Source organism: Legionella pneumophila subsp. pascullei, assembly GCF_900637585.1.
In the GTDB taxonomy this organism is placed as follows: Bacteria; Pseudomonadota; Gammaproteobacteria; order Legionellales; family Legionellaceae; genus Legionella; species Legionella pascullei.
This window is the reverse complement of the sequence record NZ_LR134380.1, coordinates 2,172,024-2,189,944: the sequence shown is the minus strand read 5'-3', so window position 1 is coordinate 2,189,944 and position 17,921 is coordinate 2,172,024. Positions and strand designations below refer to the sequence as shown.

Genomic DNA, 17,921 nt, shown 5'->3' with positions numbered 1-17,921 from the left:
GCAAATAAAAATAATTAGGGAAAATGACTTATACTTAATTAAAAGCTAGTTGCAGGAATAATGTAGACTATGTTTTATGCCAGTAATCTCGTCCTATGTCGTCTGGGTAGTGTTTATTAAATGTTTAGTGCGGCCAAAGAAATGGAGCCATAAATTATGAATGCCAATAACCACTCAAACAAAATTGCTATTGTAGGCATGGCTGTAAAATTTCCTGGAGCCAATGATCTGGACGAGTATTGGGATCTATTGAGGTTTGGTAAAGAAGCTGTCAGTAAATTTTCTGCTGAGCAATTACAGCGTTCAGGTATTGCAGAGCAATTAATCGCCAATCCCAATTACAAACCCTACAGAGGGATATTAGATGACTTGGAATCATTTGATATCCCTCCGTTTGAAAATACCAGCAAAAATTTTGAATTGTTGGGTATTCAAGGCAAAGCGATGTCCCATTTAACTTATCGTGCTTTGAGTACTATGAGAAGCCAGGCAAATCACTCGAATAATTACACCAAAAATACGGCTGTTTATATTGGCGCAAATAACCAGCCAGCCTCTCATTTCCTGGGAGCAGCGTACTACCAGGCAATTGATACTCAAAAAGCGATAGAAAGGTATTATTCCAAAGTAATCGCACCTTATATTTCATATCAATTTGGGTTTCAAGGAAGTTCCATTGATTTATATACAGCCTGCTCTTCTTCTTTAACCGCGGTCATCCAAAGTTGTAGAGAGTTAAATAGTTATCAATGTGATATGGCAATTGCAGGTGCGTGTTTAATCGATATACCTCAGGAAGTTGGATATCTTTATGAAGAGAATGGCTTATTTTCCTCTGACGGCCATTGCCATTCTTTTGATGCTTCTGCCTGCGGCACTTTATACTCAAATGGTGCTGGATTGGTTGTTTTAAAGCGGCTTGAAGATGCCATTGCAGATAATGATCTAATCCATGCCGTGATTATCGGATCGGCGATGAATAATGATGGTAATTCTTCAAAAGAAGGATTTATGGCGCCTGGGGTTCATGGCCAATATACTTGCTTGCAGTCCGCTTGGAAAAACGCAGGGGTTGAGCCGGATGATCTGGATTATATTGCAGTTCATGGTTCCTCAACCAAACTGGGTGATGCAACAGAAATATATGCCCTGAAAAAAGCATTTAAAGACGTTAAAAAGACACACAGCTGTCCAATAAGTTCAGTAATAAGTAACCTGGGTCATACAGGCATCGTGTCCGGCATGGCGTCAATCATTAAAACAGTACTTATGCTCAAAAATAAGGCTATTGTTCCTTCAATTAATTTTGAAACTCCTAATCCAGATTTTATGTTGGAAGACTCTCCTATATACATTGCCACTGAATTTCAAGATTTCCCTGAAGTAAAAAAACACTATTTGGCCGGTGTTTCCAGCTATGGTGCAGGAGGCAGTAACACCCACCTGGTTTTGCGTAGCTATGATGAAAATTAGGGTTTTGTTAAACTGTCATTTTTGGTTTCGTTCGGCCTGAGGAGTGGCGAAAGCCACGTCTCGAAGGACATCTCAAAAGGCTTCGAGACGGTGTTACACCCCTCCTCAGCCAGAATGATGCGGATGGGATTGGGCCAAACAGATCTTGGTATCCGAATTATGCGAGGTTCTATCACGAACAAACCTCAGTACATCAGGGAGTAGCCGCTAACAGAATTTTTATCCTGGTGTTTTACCATACAGAAAATAATTCCTGTCACTGGGATTCAGCAGTGGAGTTCAATGGTATAAAACGATTCAGCTTACCCGAATACAAATATTTAATTTCAGGTACCTCAGTGATATTTATTTGGGCATCCATCAAGCCCACCTTGCTTAATCGTAAGCGTATATTCTTTTGCAATTGGCTCTTGTTTATAAAACCGGTGGTTACAACCCTGATATTAGCCCCATCGATTGTTTGTTCGACCTGATATTCCTGAATATTTTTTTCTGGCAAAAGTGCTCCTAAGAAAAGCGAATGATGTACAAAAATATTACCAGGATAATTAAAATCACATCCAGGCCGACCTTTAGGAGTTTGTATAAGCTGATGTTGGATGCCGCAATCACAGGTTTTATTTAAAAATAATATTTCATCCGAATTTTCATAGCGGATCAATGGTAAAGTGTAATTATATAAGTTAGTTATATACATCTTGGAAACCATGATTCCTTTGTCAACAGGGCGATTTTGTTCATCCAGAGGCTCAATAATGCATTGATCATCATTCAAATGCATCTCATCCACATTCGCCCGGCAATTTAGGCCAACCATTCCCTCAGTACAACCAAATACATTAAAAATATCCACATTAGGCCAAGTTTCTTTGATTAAAGTCAGGGTCTGCTCGAAAAGTGGCTCTCCTCCGACAAAAAGAATTTTGGGCTCAATTTTTAGTTGTCTTTTTTGAACTAGTTGACATACTTTATGAATATAGGAAGGACCAGCAGATAAAATATCAGGTTGAATTTGATTCAGACGTGTAATCACTATGTTTAATGGTGTTACAGCCATAGGCAGAAAATACATATTTTCATCACGTCGCCCAAAGGTTTTTGCTAAAGAGTAGGCCGCAATTGCCGTGTTTGTTACAAACAGGCTGACAATTCTTGAGTCTGTGTTTAGCTTTGCGGTTACTATTTGCGTGCGTTCATAATTGTAAAGTGGGTAGCGGATAAATGCCGTATGAAATGCAATCCATTCATCCCAATCATAAATAAATACGCCTCGTTTCCCGCTACTTCCTCCTGTTGACACGACCTGATAGCGGGAGAATAGATATAATGTATCAATGCTATCATTTTTTTTACTCAGATGTTTTTCAACCAGGTTTAATGAAAGCTTGGGATCAGTGACAATTGCATCCCAATTTTCCATTAAAATGGTTTTATTTATAGTAGGGAGTTCGTCTAATCGTTCTCTGGTAAAGTTCTCTATGTTGATTTTTGCCAGTGTTTTTTTATACCAGGGAGACTTTGATTTTGCATGAAGTAATATTGCTCTCAGTCTTTTATTGATAAGATCTTCCAGTATTTCTTTGGAATAATAGATGGCTTCTTGATTTTTTTGAAACTGTTTCTCGTAGTCTTGAATATGCTGCCATATCAGTTGATTGGGAGTTACTGAATTATAATTCCTCTCATAGATTCGTTTAACCAAGTGATTAATTCTTTTTATTAAGAGGTGAAAAAAAGACATATTACTCCTTTTTCCTGGGGTGCTATCCTGACACTATAAATTATGAGCTATGAGCGAGCCCATATAAAGTGGTGATGCTCCTAAAAGGGATTTTAATCAAGCGATAGCCTGGACTAATTTTTGATTGGCAGTCATCAGGAAGATTAAAATACCTAAGAAAATTATAGCTTAAAACTTGCCGGGATATTCTATTATAAAGGTAGTGCAGGCATGAATTATTTTCAGCGTAATTCAATTACTTATCGCATTGCAATGGGTTCTCGTCAAGGTTAAAGGTTATTAAAGTTCAAATCGATGTCATCAAGAGATGAGTTGGGTGATTCAGTAGAGGCTTCTTTGGCAAAATCTTTTGGATTTTCATTGCATGCCGTGAGCACTGCCTATACTATTTAATATAACTATTCATCAAAGATGATGTGGTAATTTTTGTAATATAGGTGAAAAAGAGAGAGCCACTTATAGAATCAGGAAGAACCTACACTCTGAAAGTTTGATAGTACGCCTCCGGATTGTGAGTGAGAAATTTTATGGCCTATCATCAACTTAGCTATGCTTTTTTGAACCACCAAAAATTACCTTTAATTATTCAGCCTCAAGCTAAATTAGAAGGTAATGTTCCTGTTTTAAAGCAATTTCTTAAAGAAGAAAATACCATATTTAAGGAGAAACTCCTAAAATATGGCGCCATTATCTTGCGTGGGTTTCTTGTTAATACGGCTGAGCAATTTTTAGAAGTGATCCAGTCAAGCGATTTGGGGCCAAATTATTCTTATGATTTTTGCCCGATTCCTCGAACAAAAATTAGAGAAAATATTTATACTTCGATAAATATCCATCCAAGTTTTAATCTTGCTTTACATAATGAAAAATCATATGACCAGGATTTTCCCAGCCACATTTTTTTTAACTGCATTCATGCTCCGGAAACAGGTGGAGCTACTGCATTGGCTGATGGAAACAAGGTATGGTTTTCTTTGCCAACGTTTTTGCAAAAAAAATTGCAGTCTAAGGGGATATTATATCGAAGGCATTATTACGGTACCGGAATACAATACAAAATGATTCGTTCAATAGGTAAAAATTCTGGGTGCATGACATGGATGGAACGATTCCAAACCGATGATAAAAGTAAAGTGGAAGTGATGCTTCAGCAAATGGGGACGCAATTTCGATGGATTCAGGGAAATGGGCTAATCACCGAACAACTGCTTCCTGCGTGCAGAAATCATCCGATCAGCGGAAAATTAGTCTGGTTTAATCAAAGTAACCATGCTAATCATTATTATAATGGAACCAGCGATTACATCAAAAGCAAGATCACTAGTCCTTTTATTCGTTTTATCTTGTTACACAAATACTTTCATCCTTATATTGCTTTTTATGGCGATGGCGAACCTATATCGAAACAAGAAACAGATTGCATCAACTCTGCAATACAAAAAAATACTGTATCAACAACCTGGCAACCAGGGGATGTGATGATAGTTGATAATTATTCCTGCTTGCATGGGAAAAAACCCCACACTGGAAATCGCTTGATTCTGGTTGGATTGACAAAATATTTTGATTAAAGGGACAAAAATCAATGCCTGATGACATTTCACGAAAACGATTTAGTATTGGAGATTTGTATTTTATTAATGAATTTGAAGTCAGTGGTTTGATTTATGAGATTTTCCATCAAAAGAGTTATTTGTCGGATTTTCTTACTTTAAGTGCCGGGTCAGTTGTTTTTGATGTCGGGGCGAATATTGGTATTTTTTCCTTATTTGCTTTAAAACAATGTAATTATGATACTGAAATTTATAGTTTTGAGCCTATCCCTGCTACTTTTAAGTGTTTAAAAAAGAATTTGGTGAGGTTTAAGCATAACGTGCATGTTTACAATGCCGGGATAGGAAACGTTCCAAAAGATTGTAGTATCGATTTTACTCTCTTTGGGGAAAGCTCCGTTACTGCCACTTACAAACCAACGGATAAAATCATCTCCAATTATCAACCATTGTTAAACTATGAAACATTGTTAAAGCTTTCTTCTTTTCAAAATAAACCACTTTATTATCAATTAAAATATTTGCCTTTTTTGCGGAATTATCTCATTAAAAAAAACTATAAACACCAGACATTAGAAACTAAAGTGAGATGCCACCTGATTTCATTAGGGCGTTTTATTGAAAAAAAACAGATCACTCATATCGATTTACTAAAAATTGATGTAGAAGGTGCCGAGTTTGATGTAATACACAGCATCAAGCCAGAGCAGTTTTCGTTTATTAAACAATTGAGCATCGAAGTTCATGATATTGATAATCGGGTCGAAAAACTCGTCTCCTATTTACAAAAGCAAGGTTATATTACTTATGTTGACAGAAACCCAATTTTTGCAGAGTTGGGCTTTAATCATCATATGATCTATGCCAAATTGCCTGAGCCAGTGATTGTTACACAAAGTGAAGAGTCAAATAATCCTGAGAATTATATTGAAGCGCGTCAGTATTTTTATGGACTCCTTGCAGGGGGAGTGAGAATGAAACTGCTGGAGTCTATGTTTGATCTTGATTTGTTTCGTTTATTCCACGGTAAACCTTATTTATTGGAAAATGACATTATGGAAACGCTTGAACTGAAACCTGTTCGAGCAAAAAAATGGTTACATTTACTTTGTTGTGAAAATTTTTTAAAAAAGATTACAGTCGGTTCGCAAGTAGGGTATCAATTGGCAAAAAGCCAATTGATGTTAGGAGATGGATATTGGGGATTTAAACAATATTATGATTTTTATTGGCAGAGGATGGCAAACGAAAAATTAAGCAATATATTGCGTTTTACTGATCCAAAGTTCAATGTTTCCTGGCCACCGAAAAATGCGGATGAAGCCAGTTTCCTTGAAACATGGATGACAAAAACAGCAACACCACTTATACAAACTTTATTGGCTTATCTTGATTTCAATAAATATCGCTCCGTGTTGGATGTTGGGGGCGGTGATGGCACTATTGCTTGTACACTGGCTCAGGCCTATCCGCATTTAAAAATTACTGTTTACAATTTACCCGAATCAGCAAAAATAGCTCAAAAAAACATAGAAGCAATGGGATTACAGAATCGCATTAGTGTATTTGCTGGTGATTTTATTAACGAGGAACAGTTTCCTACAGGATTTGATTTAATTTTATTCGTGCGTGTTTTGTGGGACTGGGATAATTCCAGAAAAAGGAAATTATTAAATATGGCTTATCATGCTTTAAAAAGGAAAGGTCATGTTGCTATTTGTGAAGGTTTTAAAGAGCTTTGCTATGATCTTTGCCTGACTTGGGAATACAGCTATATTTTTGCGGATGGATTTGATGCGGAAGTTTTTAAAACGTCAGATGAGTACAAAATCATGCTGCAGCAAATAGGCTTTACTCCTATTCCCGTCAAAGCTATTTCTACCCCTTATACAGTACCTGGAACAGTAATATTGGCAGAAAAATAATTTTTATCAGTCATATAGATTGGTTTAGACCCATTTAACGCAGCCCCATAAACACGTGTTAAGTATCCTAATATAAAATATTCAATTAGTACAAATTGGACAGATCTTGTCAGCAAATTTTTTTAGCAAACGTACCAAATCTCACTTTATCGTGGAACATATAAGAAATTTATATGTCAGATATATAATCAATTAATTTTAATTATAAACACTTATCTTATAAAATACTCAATTAGTTTAATTAATTTGCATTATTAATGAGGTTTTAATTATGATTTATAAGATAACATTAACTGACACCAATGTGGCACAAGTTTTTATCTCTATCCCTGAAGGTGTAACCACTCTTGATTTGAGTAATAATTTTCTGGGTTCAAAAAGTTATAGTGATTTATTAAAGATTGCCGACTCTATGCCTCCGGGTGTGACTTCGCTTGATTTGAGTAGCAATGGACTTGGATTAACACATGTCTCTTTTGTTACCCCCCAACACGTGACTTCACTTAATTTGTGCTTTAACCCCTTACATAAAATATCCCTTTCTTGTTTAGAGTGGCTTAAGGATTCGTTTGCACATATTCAAACTATTTCTTTAAGCTATGATACTGTCAATAGCATGTCAAGAGAGCAACGACAGGCACTTCGAGCAGTATTTCCCAACATACAAACAATTACTTTGGTTGATAAAAATGGCAAAGAAATTGATCCTTCACATTCAGCAAAAATATCTAATCTCATTAGAGAGCTTGGAGGTGGAAATCCAGAGGTTCCATCTTTATTAAACCAATGTGCCTTTTTTGTTAAAAATCAAGGAATAAACATTAATACTAATATTCCCGAGGAACTGAAAGAACGTATTCACAACTGCAATCCTCTCTGATTTATTGTAGCAATCGTAGGTCGGGTCTTGGCTCGACCTACGATTGCTAATTACCTAAAATATTCGAGCAGGAAAGGGGAAAAAATGAAAAAAAGCCCCAAGATTAAATAAAGTAAAAACTGATCCTGGATGAGCATTTGGTCTTTTTTTCTTGGACGAAGCATATAAAATGCAACAAAAAGAAAGACCACACCAATTGATATGCTTAAAATTTGAACCAATAAAAATACAGACATAAATTGTGGGGAGGTGGTCTGGGCAATGTGCTCTTCTACCGGGACAATTTTGGCAGCATATGAATTCATTTTTTTAGCTTAAGTGAGGATATTTTTATAATCCTCGCTCCATTTAATCAAGATTTCAAGCGCATGAGAATAATCTTTCTCTACGATTAGAAAAATGCTCGCTTTTATAGCTATCGCTTTGTCAGTACTCATAACATAGAGAAGGGATAGGCAAATAAACGCTAAATTAAGTGGATAACTATAAAACCACAAAGATCCATTAGCCAGCTTCTTCAAATACCACCTTGATTTTATTCACGATAAACTCAGCAACTTTGCAATAAAAACTGCTGAGTTTAGAAAAATTATCGGAAAATTTGCCTACTGAAAAAAATAAACAACAGTTGGCACATGAAATTTTGCCCTACACCGAGATAAATGCATTTTTTTGATAGATAAGTTAATAAAATCATAATTCTTAAATGCTAAAATGACATATTTTTAGCAATTATTAAAAGATAGTATGTCCAGGGCTAAATTTTTTAAATCAAATCGAACTCATGTAATTGAGCTTTATTGTTATAGTAATGAATATGTGGAACAAGTTAATCATGAGATAACTTCAGGTGCAGATTCTGGCCCACTTTTAACAAAAATATATGGTCAAGATGTTAGATTTATCTATGCCCCTGATTCGGAAAAATTTAATCTGGTTTTAAACGAAGCCAGGAAAAGAAATTATAATCAACCAATAATCAATCTTTATGAACCAGATAATATTAAATACTTATTATCTCGATTAAGTCATGGTGATTCCATACTTATTAACGGGCAGGGTGATATTCATAAGCAATTAATTGCGGGACGCGATGCTGAGGAGTTGGTAGATATCCTTGAAAATGATTTGGAATTAAAAGATATATCACTAAAAAATTTAGATATAGATTCTTGCATGATGGGAAGAGTTGAAACTTATCGTCATGAATTAAAACGCTATTTAAAGAATTTTCAAACTATCACAACATACACTGATTTATGCACAGCATCACAAAGTGGTGGAGTGCCTTACAGAATGTGGATAGAAGAAAAAGCGGATAGAGATGTTTTTTATACTGAAAGTGATCTAAATAAAAAGGGAAGCCGCATTATTGAATATACGGATACCTATAAAAATTCATTAAAAGAAATTTGGAAAACAAACCCGTATAATCTGGAAGAAATTGATCTGTCTGAGTATATTGATATTTTAGTAGTTGCATCCTGCTAATTTCGACAATAGCTTGAATTGAATTGGGTAACTCGCAAATTTTTCTATCTTTAAACTGTGTGATGCGTTAAGTCATAACATCTCAGACTGATCCTTCCTCGAAAAGCTGGACACTAATATTAAGTAACCATGCCAAAATTATTAGAGATTTGCAGTCCAAAGAAGAATGGATACGTTGCCGATTTTAAAACACCTGAACAAACCATCTCCACATAATATTAGTTTGTCTATTTATCAGGCATAGACTTGTTCGTTATTTTAGATATTCCAGACAAGATGGCTATAGTTCCAAATTTAAAAAACTCACTAATGCAGGAGAGTTATTGCTTAAGCAAAAAGTTTAATCAAGAAGCGGGTCAAAATAAATAGTAAAAATAGTTCGAGTCAAGACTGTTTTTTTATTTTTTATTTGTATAAGATGACTGGGTCAAAAATATTTTCCTTTATCCGTTGTCTGTGGATATCTTATTTTACCAAATCATAAGTGATTAATCAGTAAACTATAACAACCCTTATTGGGTCTGGTTGATATCATTTTTTAATACCCCTAATTTCGTTTAGGTTATCCACATTTTCTGTGGATAAGTCTGTTTATAGTTTGTCAAATTTCTTGTGGGATTTAGAAGTTAACCGGATGGTTTATCTTTTGCCAAGGTGTTTTTAACAATGAGCAAAGATATATGAAACAGCGATATACTTTAAATAAACAGATAAGTAGATTATGTAAGCGGGAATATGCAGTTTCTTAAAACCAAAAGTAAATAATCTAAAATAAGCTCACACCCTCTGCTAGTGTTTAAAGCCTGCAAGTGATTGCAAGTCATTATTAATAATGATTAATTTAGTGATATAGAGTTCTGCTAGTTGTGGATTAGTGTCGACTTTTGCTAATTTGCCCCACACAATATGTGCTTCATGTTTATCGCTTGGGTTAAGCATCCATGGCTCAGAATATCTATCCTTCAGAAAGGCAATGGCCATATTATTTAAATCAATAATAGCCTCAACTAACACTCGTTTTGCATCTTGGTGGTCTTGATACACCGAGGCCATACCGAGAACAAAGTCGTAATAGATACTGGCTATATCATGAGGATCAGCATCCTTTAAGAGATCTACAGTTATTTTTTCTGAGGGCCAGCGAATAATAGGAACTTCATAAAACCCATATAACTCTCTAATAATGGGTAAATGAGCGGAAATACTCTCGCCCATGCTTTCATTATCAATTAAAGAGAAGATATTAGTTTCAAGATTATAAAACGTATTTTCAGGGTGAAAATCATCATGAATAACAGTCACTAAATCTTTTGGCGTGATAAATTGATCACTCCCGATAATTGTTTTATGTAATTCACCAGTCTGTTGCCCTATTCGATAAAAAACATCTTTTAAGGTGTTAATATCTTTATGTTGTAGTAATTCATAAGTCATTATCTTAAATAATTCTTTTCCTTGCGCTGCTTCTAAAATGGCAAAGAAATAAGTCCTCGAATCATTCTTAACTTTATATGAATTAATGATTTTACTTAATGTCACAATCGTGGCTTGTGGATTATTTTGAATATCAGGAATTTTTGAGTAATTTTGTAAAGCAAACAATGCCTCTGCCTCTTTTTCCGTTCCCAGGCCTTTGAGAATAAATTTTATTTGGTTATTGATAAACATCAAATATATAAAATGGTTGGTAGCTCCTGCTTCTAATTTTTTGACCGTAATCTCCTTTTCATCAAAACCATTTTCTGCCGCAAAACGTCTGGCAACATAAAGCGCGACATCTTGATCTCAGGCTTTAGTTACCTTTGAGGCCATATCCCCAAAGTCATAACGTTCGATACCTGCTGCTCTGGCATTAGCGAATAAACAGGAAGAGAGGACTAAAGAAATAAAAAAGAGATTAAAAAAACGTAAGGATTTGGGCTTAATGATGACAGGGTACAATTTAATCGGCATATGAGTTAAAATCGTACATATTGTATATCGTTAGCATTCAGAAATCAAATATTGGCAGCTCTTGGAAAAACATTCTGTCAATGGAAAGAAGATATTGTTCGTATGTAACGCCAGGATATGGCATTCGCGATGTGGAGCGACTTAGAAAACCTATGCAAAGGATTTCGGATTATTGGATGCGGCAGATGATAGGTGTTGCAGAGATCTTGAAGGACGTTGATTAAAGAAGTACCTATTATCTTTAAATATAATCCTATTTTACTAGGATTTTAATTGGTTATTACTGTATTTTTAAATTAAATCCTACTATAATGGGATTAATTAGTAAATTAAATCGAAATCTTATATTAAGTCTACCATAGTAGGATTATATGGCTAAACAAATTAAAAAATTAAAGACTCCTGATCTGCAACAGCCGTTAACCGCAGAATTGTTAGGGGAGGTTATTAAAGCACGTCGAACACAAAGCGATTTGCGGTTAGAAGATGCGGCTGCTTTATGTGGTGTTGCCAAAGAAACCTTTATGAAAATCGAGCACGGGCAATCGAACTGTCAATTGGCAAGTGTATTACAAATTTGTTCTGGTTTAGGGATAACTCTTTACATAAAACCTTGGATGGATAATGGTGAGGATGAAAATGACTGGAGATAAGCCAGTCCTGGATGTTTATCTCGGAGAACGTCAAATAGCCAATATCACGCTTATCGAGGATCAGCTGTATTGGAGTTATCATGACAGTTGGCAACAGACAGGATATCCTATTTCTCCACACCTGCTTTTGCATGAAGCTATTCCACCATTAAATGTGCAACGATTTCTGCGAAATTTATTACCTGAAGGAAATCCCTTGGAAGTACTGGTTAATATTTTTCATTTAAGTAAATACAATACATTTGGACTTATACAAGCTTTAGGGTTGGATACACCTGGATCATTAGTGATATTACCATCAAATCAAGCAATTCCTAATCATGCTAATTTTCGATTAATAACTGATGAAGAATTAGAAGAGCGTTTAAATCATCGCGATCCCTATGATTTAATCGTTTGGGATGGCAAACCACGTCTTTCGGTTGCTGGTGTACAGGATAAAATTAATGTGGTGTTAAATAAAGAAGGGCAACTTGGTTTTGGAGAGGGTAGCTTGTGTTCTACCCATATTCTTAAATTTGAAACCCAAAAACTATCTTATTTGGTTTTAAATGAATTCCTTAGTATGCGGCTCGCTAAACGCTGTGGATTGAATGTAGCCGATACCCAGATGAAGCGTTTTGGTCAGCATCCTGCTTTATTAGTGGAGCGTTTTGATAGGAAATGGGTTACCACTAATGTGGTGAGGCGCCATTTAATAGACGGTTGTCAGGCATTGAATTTACCTCCCGAATATAAATATGAGCAAAATTTTGGAAATAACAGAGATGTGGCTCATATTAGAGATGGAGTCAGCTTGCCCAAGCTGTTTGATTTTTCCAATCAATGTGTCAATCCTGCCAAAACCAAGCAACAAATACTCGACTGGGTTTTATTTAATGTTTTGATATTTAATTGTGACGCTCACGGTAAAAATATCAGTTTCTTTGTTGGGGCTAACGGTATCTCACTGGCACCGTTTTATGATTTGGTTAATATAAAAATGTATCCTGAGTTTGGGCATGCTTTGGCGATGGCATTGGGAGATGAATTTGATGGAGATAATATTAATGCTTATCAGTTGGCTGATTTTGCAGATACATGTCAGTTGCCAAGGTCATTAGTAGCTAAACGTTTAAAATATATAATTGGCAAACTAACAACTGCTTTGCAAGAGGAAATCAAACTTAATTTGGTTAGTGACGAAGAAAGCTATCTAAAGAAATATCAAGAAATTGTCATTAAGAGATGCAAGCATTTATTAGGGCAGAGTGACCAATGGCATCACTGAAGGATTTCATTGTAAGATGAAACTGATTCAACGGCGTGCTTATGGGTTTAGAAATTTTGAAAATTACAGGTTAAGGGTTAAAGTTTTGTGTTCTTGATTAGTGCCCCCGGAAATGGGGAAGAGCCGAAAGAGCCCATTGCGTCTACATGGAAAATTTGAATTTTTTGGATTTTTACGTAACTCATTGATTCTAATGGTGGCCAGAGGCAGAATCGAACTGCCGACACGAGGATTTTCAGTCCTCTGCTCTACCGACTGAGCTATCTGGCCACTCAAGGCTTGCTATTAAACTCCGAGATGGACTTTGAGTCAAGTGTTGATTAGGTTTTTTTTGAAAATAATTTTTTTTGGTAGGCTATGGCGATTTCTGCACCTAGTGACGCGTTGCTTTTGATAAGCTCAATATTAGCTTCCAGGCTCTTGCCCGCAGTTAACTCAGCAATACGTTTTAACAAGAAGGGCGTCAATGATTTTCCACTTATGTGCTTGGCTTCTTTATGAGCCTGTTTAATGTATGGGGTTATTTCCTCATCGGATAATTCGGCTGATTCCGGGATAGGGTTTGCGATCACTATTCCGTTTTTCATGTTCAATTTCTGTTGAAATGACATCAGATTTGCTACTTCTTCAACAGAATCCAAGCGTTGTGGGACCGGTATTCCACTCGATCTGCTGTAAAAAGCAGGGAATTCATCTGTGGCATAACCTATGACTGGTATCCCAAACGTTTCAAGAACTTCCAACGTTTTTGGTAAGTCGAGAATCGATTTTGCGCCAGAACAAACCACAGTAACTGGTGTATTGGATAGTTCTATAAGGTCGGCTGAAATATCAAAACTCATTGTCACGTCTTGATGAACGCCGCCTATACCGCCAGTGACAAATAAGGGGAGGTTGGCGATATTGGCGCAAAACATGGTTGCTGCTACTGTAGTGCTGGCAGTGATTTTACGGGATAAAACAAAGGAAATGTCTCTGCGAGAGGCTTTTACTACCTCTTTTTGAAGGGCGAGATGTTCCATAATCTCTTTGGTTAAACCAATGCGGATTTTCCCTTGATACATCGCTATAGTAGCTGGAATGGCGCCCTGTTTACGAATAATATTTTCAACTTCAATTGCTGTAGTTAAATTATCGGGATAGGGCATTCCATGAGAGATAATGGTTGATTCAAGGGCAACAACCGGTTTTTTATCATTAATGGCATCCAGTACTTCTTCGTTAACTTCCAACAAGTCATGAAACATAAATTAATCCTTTATTTTAATTCTTTATAGCCAGAGGGTTTTTCTGAACCTTCGCCAAAAAAATATTTTTGCATTTCTTCTTTCAAAAACTCACGAGCCCTGGCTTCAATCAAATTCAGGCGGTATTCATTGATTAACATGGTTTGATGGGAAAGCCACATATTCCATGCTTGTTTTGATACTTCATTAAAAATTTTTTCACCCAACTCACCAGGAAAGGGTTGTTTTTCCAAGCCTTCTGCTTCTTGTTTTAATTTGCAGCAAAATACTGTTCTGCTCATGGATATAACCTCTTTATTTTAATTTGAAGGTTCATTATCCTAGAAAAAACAGTTCCAATCTACAGCATTCCCATCTTAGTCAGCGCGGCTTTTTATTTGGGCTTGTAAAATATGTTGTGAGAGTAACTGCTCTTGCTCACTGGTCAAATTACAGAAAGTCACCGCTGTGCGATAATGCGTCTCATTTTGATATTGACTATAAACTACTACGGCATCAACAATAATAGGTATCATTTTAGGTTTCGTGTATAGGATGATTTTTATATTGGTTTTTTCTTTAATCTGCTCTGTTGTTTTAAATGCCATACCGCCCAGGCTGATGTTGACTTTACGCAGTTGAACTTTACTCGCCATTAACATTTGTCGAGATAGATAATCAATTTTGGCATTCAAAAGATTAAGATAATGAGCCAGAGCAGGTTCTTTCACTGCCATTACCTGAGTGAGCTCAGCCAGCTCATAATCAATGCCCTGAAAATATTGCGCTGCTTCCATGTACTTTTGCCCATTTTCACCTAATAATTGATTGGTGATTTCCATATCAGAACAAAATTCACCCGGTGCAAGAATTCGATAATCAAAATAGATATGATCATCAATACGAAAATGTTGACGCCTTTCATGTACTGGCATAGTCACTCCATCATTCCAAGTTTAAACATCTCTCTTTTCATTTGCTGCTTCCCAGAGAGTTTTAAAAGTCATCTGTTAAACTGTTACTGTCATTCCATTTTTAGTTATTTCTTCTTTAGTAACAACCCCATGTAAGTTCAAAGTAGTCATTGACACGGTATCTGGCTTCTCACGATCGGGTTGTAATTCATCTTCAAGATTGGTTACCGTATTTGTATCTGCTAATCCAGCCTGTGAATGTATTTGTCCGCCCAATTGAACGATCAAAGGGACTACAGGCGATTTTAAATGATTTATAATGCGCTGAGCCTCAAGAGATAATGCTCTGCTTTCTTTTTGTGCTTCTTTATAATTTGTAGCAAGAACTTCTTTTTTGATGCAGTCTGACAAGAAGATTATAAATTGAGGGTCAGTTACTTTATTTTGGACAATAGCCTCTCTCACAACCTTATTGAATTCTGATACTCTGTCCAGTTTAAGAGCTGCTGCAAAGGCTTGGCTAATATCATGGGGCATCACTTCTGGATTAATTAATTTTTGGAGTTGCTGTTGCGCATCGAAATAGAATTTTTTAAGAATGTGCATACCCAGTCCTTTGTCATTTGCCATTTCTATCAGTGCTTTGATTTTCGCTTCGGTTTGGGCAAGACATTCCATTTTGTCATGGGAGCTTACTTTTCCATTATTCATAAGGATACGGTATTCTGCAATAGTATTTAAGATTTTGGTTCTATTACCTATGCGATAAGCCATTTTTATAATACATAGGTCTTTATCATCTAAATAATCAGTATTAAGAGACAATTCAGGTGAATGTTCAGGATGTAGCATATTTTCCCTAAGGCTATCCAGATCGACTTTGCTAATCGTTATGACTTTAGGCGATGTCATCGTCAGGGAATCTCCACCACCACGGCGTTTGATAAAATCGACCATCTCTTCTGGGATATTGAATTTAAAAGTAATTTGTAATTTTCCATTTTGTAAGTCATTGATCGTTTGTGCTGTATTCCTTTGCCGTGTTGTCCAAGGATTTTTATAAGGTCTTCCATCATCAGAGTAGAGAGCCGGGTTATGCAACAATTTCTCCAGAATTAAACATTGTCGAATGACATCGAAGCCAACGATTCCTGTCGTTTGAGGTAGCACTTCAGCTATGTTATTGATGCGAATTAGAATTTGTCTTTTTATTTGTTCAGCGTCCTTTTCCAAAATTTCAACATCGTTTAATTCTTCAGTTAAACGGACGCGTTCATCATTTGCAAGTTCTCCTTGTAATTGTATTTTAATGGTTTGAGTACGATTATGATGTAACCAGGAAATATGATCACAGTATTGGGTAATAATGCGCTTTAACTCTTTCAGTTGCATGATACTGGCGTATTTGGTCACTATAGAAGAATCCTCTATTAAGGTTCTGTTTCTCCCTTGACCATGTCGGGTGTGCTTCATAATGAACTGATTGGGTTGAAGACTAATTCGTGAATCAAGGATAAATTTGTCAGTATCCGTAAAGACCTGATCAAAAATATAGAGACTAATATAGTTTCTTAATGCTTTGTTTTTACAATATCCACCTATGGCATCTGTATCGCAACATAAATAAAGTAATGCCAGAGCATTACCGAAATCCTTGATATAAAGATCTGCCTGGATTCCTTCACCTAATGGTTTAATTGTGGAGTAATGGGTGTAACTTTGTCCACTTAATCCCATGCCTGCTTTAAAAATTTTACCTGAAGAGAATTCATTCAAGAGATTGATGTTATCAAAAGGAATAAACAAGGCGGGATGACCATTATAGGTCACTGTTGTTGAAGAAGTAGTATCCAAACCCATTAGTCTCGAGATGTTAAGAGCCATGGCTTCACGTTGTACTTCTTTTATATCGCCACGTTTGGGTAATTTAAGTATGCCTTGTGTATCAAGTTTATAATATTGTTCTCTTGACTCACTATAACTATCCAAATCAAGCTCATTTTGAGCGCAGAGATGCCCCAATTGTTCTTTCACTTTGGCAAGTGTTATTAAAGATATTTTCTCTGTAACTCCTTCAATAGTCACTGCGAGAGTACAATAACTCAGGCTAGAACCATTGTCCTTGGGAATATTGAGTCTCTGGAGTTGATTAATTTTGTTTAAATCTGTTAGTACGTTGAGTTTTTTTTGTAAAATAGTTATTTGAGGACTATTGCCTGTTAAAGTATCCAGTTTTTCCTTAATCGAAGAGATTCGGTTGTTCACCTGATTAATATTGGCTGGGTTAAAAGAACCGGCTTCTGGAAAAGTTTGTGTTATTGCATACAGTTTAGATCTGCTTTCTGTAATCAGCTTGTCAAACTCTTCATCTTCTTCTATGGATAAGGTGACTGTCCGAGTATAATAGTTGTCTCTTGGCAGTGCCTCAATCGTTCTCGTATTTAGCCAATATTGCAAACCAAATTGAGCTTTGCGTTCACTAGTATTGATTAAAGCAGGCGGAGAGCCGGGGGAGTATGTTGCGGAATAGTTAAGTATATCCACGTATTGTTTCCATTGCTTTTCATCAGATTCCAATGTTGCGAAATCAAACAATCCATTGTTATGTATAGAAATATAATCTAATAGCTTATCCAGCCCGACATAGGCCGTTAGATCTTGATCATTTAGATTGACGTCCTCTGGAGAGATACTTTTTTCTTTTAAATAACGTTTTAGAATCCTTATCTTTTGGCCTACGTCCATTGCCTATTTCCTTATAGTATCAATTAGACTTATTTCCATATTTATAAAAATGCTTTTCCTATTCAATGTTTTCCTTTAAATTTCTAGTTATTCTTAT

12 protein-coding genes, 1 tRNA gene and 2 pseudogenes are annotated in these 17,921 nt (G+C 36.0%); 8 read left to right on the top strand and 7 right to left on the bottom strand.

Annotated elements, in window-relative coordinates:
• Positions 1–156: 156 nt before the first annotated feature.
• Entirely contained in the window at positions 157–1,473 is a 1,317-nt protein-coding gene (locus EL201_RS09950; RefSeq protein WP_027222114.1) for a beta-ketoacyl synthase N-terminal-like domain-containing protein, read from the top strand.
• Positions 1,474–1,729: 256 nt separating this feature from the next.
• On the opposite strand, the gene EL201_RS09945 is transcribed toward EL201_RS09950, so the two are convergent.
• A complete protein-coding gene (locus EL201_RS09945; protein ID WP_027222113.1) occupies positions 1,730–3,214 on the bottom strand; it encodes a phenylacetate--CoA ligase family protein in 1,485 nt (494 codons plus the stop codon).
• A gap of 527 nt (positions 3,215–3,741) precedes the next feature.
• Here EL201_RS09945 and EL201_RS09940 point away from each other — a divergent pair.
• The 4 genes from EL201_RS09940 to EL201_RS09920 all read left to right on the top strand — a co-directional run bounded on the left by EL201_RS09940 (position 3,742) and on the right by EL201_RS09920 (position 9,063).
• Positions 3,742–4,785 (top strand): TauD/TfdA family dioxygenase, encoded by a 1,044-nt coding sequence (locus EL201_RS09940; RefSeq protein ID WP_027222112.1) that lies wholly within the window; start codon positions 3,742–3,744, stop codon positions 4,783–4,785.
• Positions 4,786–4,799: 14 nt separating this feature from the next.
• Positions 4,800–6,692, top strand: a complete 1,893-nt coding sequence (locus EL201_RS09935) for an FkbM family methyltransferase (protein ID WP_027222111.1) — start codon at positions 4,800–4,802, stop codon at positions 6,690–6,692.
• Positions 6,693–6,963: 271 nt separating this feature from the next.
• Positions 6,964–7,572, top strand: coding sequence for a hypothetical protein (locus EL201_RS09930; protein WP_027222110.1), 609 nt, complete (start codon positions 6,964–6,966; stop codon positions 7,570–7,572).
• Between the two features lie 819 nt (positions 7,573–8,391).
• Complete coding sequence (locus EL201_RS09920; RefSeq protein ID WP_231955041.1) at positions 8,392–9,063, top strand: hypothetical protein; 672 nt, start codon at positions 8,392–8,394, stop codon at positions 9,061–9,063.
• 789 nt (positions 9,064–9,852) lie between these two features.
• Here the strand turns inward: EL201_RS09920 and EL201_RS09915 are convergent.
• A pseudogene (locus EL201_RS09915) lies at positions 9,853–11,004 on the bottom strand (serine kinase).
• Positions 11,005–11,387: 383 nt separating this feature from the next.
• Here EL201_RS09915 and EL201_RS09910 point away from each other — a divergent pair.
• The 3 genes and pseudogenes from EL201_RS09910 to EL201_RS09900 form a co-directional block, all read left to right on the top strand.
• A complete protein-coding gene (locus EL201_RS09910; RefSeq protein ID WP_027222107.1) occupies positions 11,388–11,669 on the top strand; it encodes a helix-turn-helix domain-containing protein in 282 nt (93 codons plus the stop codon).
• On the top strand, positions 11,656–12,939 hold the full coding sequence (locus EL201_RS09905; RefSeq protein WP_027222106.1) for a HipA domain-containing protein: 1,284 nt from the start codon (positions 11,656–11,658) through the stop codon (positions 12,937–12,939). Before EL201_RS09910 ends, EL201_RS09905 begins: the two co-directional genes overlap by 14 nt.
• Positions 12,926–13,036, top strand: a pseudogene (locus EL201_RS09900) (transposase); the annotation flags it as partial. The gene EL201_RS09905 and the pseudogene EL201_RS09900, both read left to right, overlap by 14 nt.
• Before the next feature lie 97 nt (positions 13,037–13,133).
• On the opposite strand, the gene EL201_RS09895 reads toward EL201_RS09900, so the two are convergent.
• The 5 genes from EL201_RS09895 to EL201_RS09875 form a co-directional block, all read right to left on the bottom strand.
• Positions 13,134–13,209, bottom strand: a tRNA-Phe gene (locus tag EL201_RS09895).
• Positions 13,210–13,259: 50 nt separating this feature from the next.
• Positions 13,260–14,186: a pseudouridine-5'-phosphate glycosidase gene (locus EL201_RS09890; RefSeq protein ID WP_027222105.1), complete on the bottom strand. Its 927-nt coding sequence runs from the start codon at positions 14,184–14,186 to the stop codon at positions 13,260–13,262.
• Positions 14,187–14,197: 11 nt separating this feature from the next.
• The gene (locus EL201_RS09885) at positions 14,198–14,467 is read right to left on the bottom strand and encodes an oxidative damage protection protein (RefSeq protein ID WP_027222104.1); all 270 of its coding nucleotides are present in this window, start codon (positions 14,465–14,467) and stop codon (positions 14,198–14,200) included.
• A 75-nt stretch (positions 14,468–14,542) separates the two neighbouring features.
• The gene (locus EL201_RS09880; protein ID WP_027222103.1) at positions 14,543–15,100 is read right to left on the bottom strand and encodes a PilZ domain-containing protein; all 558 of its coding nucleotides are present in this window, start codon (positions 15,098–15,100) and stop codon (positions 14,543–14,545) included.
• 75 nt (positions 15,101–15,175) lie between these two features.
• The gene (locus EL201_RS09875) at positions 15,176–17,824 is read right to left on the bottom strand and encodes a hypothetical protein (protein WP_027222102.1); all 2,649 of its coding nucleotides are present in this window, start codon (positions 17,822–17,824) and stop codon (positions 15,176–15,178) included.
• Positions 17,825–17,921 lie beyond the last annotated feature (97 nt).

Excerpts from the sequence above, each read along its gene's own strand:
- EL201_RS09880 (WP_027222103.1), bottom strand. The coding sequence starts at position 15,100 with ATGCCAGTACATGAAAGGCGTCAACATTTTCGTATTGATGATCATATC.
- EL201_RS09940 (WP_027222112.1), top strand. The coding sequence starts at position 3,742 with ATGGCCTATCATCAACTTAGCTATGCTTTTTTGAACCACCAAAAATTA.
- EL201_RS09890 (WP_027222105.1), bottom strand. The coding sequence starts at position 14,186 with ATGTTTCATGACTTGTTGGAAGTTAACGAAGAAGTACTGGATGCCATT.
- EL201_RS09935 (WP_027222111.1), top strand. The coding sequence starts at position 4,800 with ATGCCTGATGACATTTCACGAAAACGATTTAGTATTGGAGATTTGTAT.
- EL201_RS09910 (WP_027222107.1), top strand. The coding sequence starts at position 11,388 with ATGGCTAAACAAATTAAAAAATTAAAGACTCCTGATCTGCAACAGCCG.
- EL201_RS09945 (WP_027222113.1), bottom strand. The coding sequence starts at position 3,214 with ATGTCTTTTTTTCACCTCTTAATAAAAAGAATTAATCACTTGGTTAAA.
- EL201_RS09885 (WP_027222104.1), bottom strand. The coding sequence starts at position 14,467 with ATGAGCAGAACAGTATTTTGCTGCAAATTAAAACAAGAAGCAGAAGGC.
- EL201_RS09950 (WP_027222114.1), top strand. The coding sequence starts at position 157 with ATGAATGCCAATAACCACTCAAACAAAATTGCTATTGTAGGCATGGCT.
- EL201_RS09930 (WP_027222110.1), top strand. The coding sequence starts at position 6,964 with ATGATTTATAAGATAACATTAACTGACACCAATGTGGCACAAGTTTTT.
- EL201_RS09905 (WP_027222106.1), top strand. The coding sequence starts at position 11,656 with ATGACTGGAGATAAGCCAGTCCTGGATGTTTATCTCGGAGAACGTCAA.
- EL201_RS09875 (WP_027222102.1), bottom strand. The coding sequence starts at position 17,824 with ATGGACGTAGGCCAAAAGATAAGGATTCTAAAACGTTATTTAAAAGAA.